General features: G+C 64.9%; 3 protein-coding genes. All 3 read right to left on the bottom strand.

Going from position 1 to position 3,159, the window contains the following annotated elements:
- Positions 1–67: 67 nt before the first annotated feature.
- Positions 68–343, bottom strand: a complete 276-nt coding sequence (locus ACVOMF_RS20720; protein ID WP_296250419.1) for an oxidative damage protection protein — start codon at positions 341–343, stop codon at positions 68–70.
- A 17-nt stretch (positions 344–360) separates the two neighbouring features.
- Positions 361–1,416: an A/G-specific adenine glycosylase gene (gene mutY, locus ACVOMF_RS20715; protein WP_481510949.1), complete on the bottom strand. Its 1,056-nt coding sequence runs from the start codon at positions 1,414–1,416 to the stop codon at positions 361–363.
- Between the two features lie 160 nt (positions 1,417–1,576).
- Positions 1,577–2,989: a signal recognition particle-docking protein FtsY gene (gene ftsY, locus ACVOMF_RS20710; protein WP_481510948.1), complete on the bottom strand. Its 1,413-nt coding sequence runs from the start codon at positions 2,987–2,989 to the stop codon at positions 1,577–1,579.
- Positions 2,990–3,159 lie beyond the last annotated feature (170 nt).

The raw sequence follows: 3,159 nt of genomic DNA, 5'->3' as shown, positions 1-3,159 counted from the left end.
ATGCTCGGCAGGGGCTCTACCGGTAATGCCCCTGCCGAGCATGGCTCGGCACTACAGGTCTTCGGCTTTACTCCGCTTCCGGCGCGACGTAACCCGCCGGCTTTTCCGCGCCACCAGAGAACAGGTACTTCACCAGCTCCTCCTCAAGGAAAGCGCGGTGCTTGGGGTCGCGCGGTGACAGGCGGTTCTCGTTGATCAGCATGGTCTGGTGCGCCAGCCATGCCGCCCACGCCTGCTTGCCGATGTTGGCGAAGATGCGCTGCCCCAGTTCGCCGGGATAAGGCACGAAATCCAGTCCTTCGGTTTCGCGTTGTTCGTATTGGCAGAAGACGGAGCGGGGCATGGTGTAGTCCTGTCGAATCAGTACGCCGGATGACGTTCCAGCAGTTTGCGGATGGGTGCCGGCAGGCCGATTGCGGCGAGCTCGTCACGCGCTACCCAACGTAGATCGGCATTGTCACCGACCTTGGATTTGAGTGCGACCTTGCGCAGGTGCAGTGGCTGCAGATGCAGGCGGTAATGGCTGAAGGTATGCACGATCAGCGGGAGCTCGTTGGCGTTGTCGTAGTTGCCCTTGATGCTGGCGGCGAACCACTCGCGCAGCGCGCTGTCAGTGTCGGCCTGCGGCAGCGTCCACAGCGAGGCCCAAATGCCGGTTGGTGGGCGCTTGAGCAGCAGGATGCGGCCGTCGGCGTCTTCCAGCAGCAGGGCGCTGGCTTCGCGCTCCGGCAACACTTTGCTTGGCTTCGGCGTGGGCAGTGAATCGACCAGGCCGCGTGCATATGCGGCACAACTACGCTGCAGCGGGCACAGGATGCAGGCCGGCTTGGCGCGGGTGCACAGGGTCGCGCCGAAATCCATCTGTGCCTGGGTGTAGTCGGCCATGCGCCCGGCCGGCACCTGTGCGACGTGGGCTTCGGCCTGCGCCCAGAGTTGTTTTTCGATAGCCGGCAAGCCGGGGAAGCCTGCGATGCCGTGAAAGCGCGTCAGCACACGTTTGACGTTGCCATCAAGGATCGCGAACGGGTCGTTCCAGGCCTGGCTGAGGATGGCGCCGGCGGTGCTGCGGCCGATGCCGGGCAGGGCCAGCAGGGCATCAAAATCACGCGGCAACTCTCCGCCATGCAGCTCGACGCATTGTTTGGCTGCGGCATGCAGGTTGCGTGCACGGGCGTAGTAGCCCAGGCCAGCCCAGTGCGCCATCAAGGTGTCGTTGTCGGTGGCGGCCAGCTCGCGCAGCGTTGGGAACGACTGCACGAAGCGTTGGAAATAGGGCGTTGCAGTGGCGACCTGGGTCTGCTGCAGCATGATTTCCGATAGCCAAACCCGATACGGCGAACGCGGATGCTGCCAGGGCAGATCGTGGCGGCCGTGCTGGTCAAACCAGGTGAGGAGTTGGCTGGGGAAGTTGGGCATAGGCTCGCAGGCGATGGCTGGCGATTGCATCGAGTCCCTTCTCCCGCGGGCGGGAGAAGGTGCCAAGAAGGGGTGGATGAGGGGCGCTTTTGACTTTACCTGGCTGGAAGCTTCCCCTCACCCCAACCCCTCTCCCGTAAACGGGAGAGGGGCTAGCAGATCAGTTGCTGCCCAGCGCCTGCGGCAACAGCGCATCGACGAAGGCTTCGGCGTCGAAGACGCGCAGGTCTTCCGGGCGCTCGCCGATGCCGGCGAAACGGATCGGAATGCCAAACTCGCGCGCCAGCGCGAAGACCACGCCGCCCTTGGCGGTACCGTCCAGCTTGGTCACGACCAGGCCGGTGACACCAGCAGCAGCATGGAACTGGCGCAGCTGTGACAGCGCGTTCTGGCCGGTGGTGCCGTCGATAACCATCAGCACTTCGTGCGGCGCGGTGTCGTCGATCTTGCCCAGCACGCGGCGGATCTTGCTCAGCTCGTTCATCAGGCCGGTCTGGGTGTGCAGGCGGCCGGCGGTGTCGGCGATCAGCACGCTGGTGCCGCGCGCCTTGCCGGCCTGCAGTGCGTCAAATGCGACCGAAGCGGCATCGGCGTTCTGGCCCTGTGCGACCACGGCAACGCCATTGCGCTCGCCCCAGATCTGCAACTGGGCGACCGCGGCGGCGCGGAAGGTATCGCCAGCGGCCAGCATCAGGCTGTGGCCCTGATCCTTGAAGCGCTTGGCCAGCTTGCCGATGGTGGTGGTCTTGCCGACACCGTTGACGCCGACGGTGAGGATCACGAATGGCTTTGCATTGGTATCGATGACCAGCGGCTTGGCGACCGGCTGCAGCATTGCAATCAGGTCGGCGCGCAGCGCCGCCAGCAGGGCATTTGCATCAGCGAACTCGCGTGACTTCATGCGCTTGCGCAGGTCTTCGACCAGCGCCGTGGTCGCCGGCATGCCGACGTCGGCGGTGATCAGCGCGGTCTCGATCTCGTCGAGCAGGTCGTCGTCGAGCTTGGGATTGCGCGAGAACAGGCCGCCGAAGCTGCGCGCGAAGCTGCTGTTGCGCAGTCGATCGCGCCAGCCGAGCTTGCCAGCCGGTGCTGCGGGAGCGGCATCGACGGGAATCAACGCTGCGTCTGAGTCGGGGGAGCTAGGGGCAATGACTTCGGCTACAACCGGAGCGGAAGCCGGTGCTGCAACCGGAACAACAGGAGCAGGAGCCGCAACGGGCTCCATGGCCTGCGGAGCGATTTCAACGACTGCAGGGAAGGGTGCTTCGGCGGCAGCCGGTGCTTCGATCTGGACTGGTGCTGCAACAGGGGCTGCTTCGACTACGACAATCTGTTCGACAACCGGCGCGGATGCTGCTGCGGCTTCGGCTGCAGGTTCTACCGGCGTTTGAGCAGCGACCGGGGCTTCGATCGGCACTTGCGCGGTTTCAGTCTGAATGGGTTCTGCCGGCAGCGGCGCTTGTGCCGACGGTGCCTGCGGGAAGGCGGCGGCCAGTTCCTCGGCGCTCAGCGTGGACGGCTTTGCGGGCTGTTGGGCGTCGTCGGTCTTTTTGCGGCGAAAGAAGCTGAACATGGTGGAAAAAGGCCTGAAATCAGTTGTCTATTCTACCACTGGCGGTCAGGCGGCCGGCGGTGCGAGGGCGCGAGGGCTGTTGCCAAAGCCCCTTTCCCGCCAGCGGGCGAGGGGGTGGGGTAAGGGGAGCTTTTGGGCATTACCGGTAAGGCTTCTGCCGAGCATGGCTC

It is taken from the genome of Stenotrophomonas sp. STEN022, from assembly GCF_056760155.1.
This window is presented reverse-complemented; position numbering and strand designations above follow the sequence as displayed.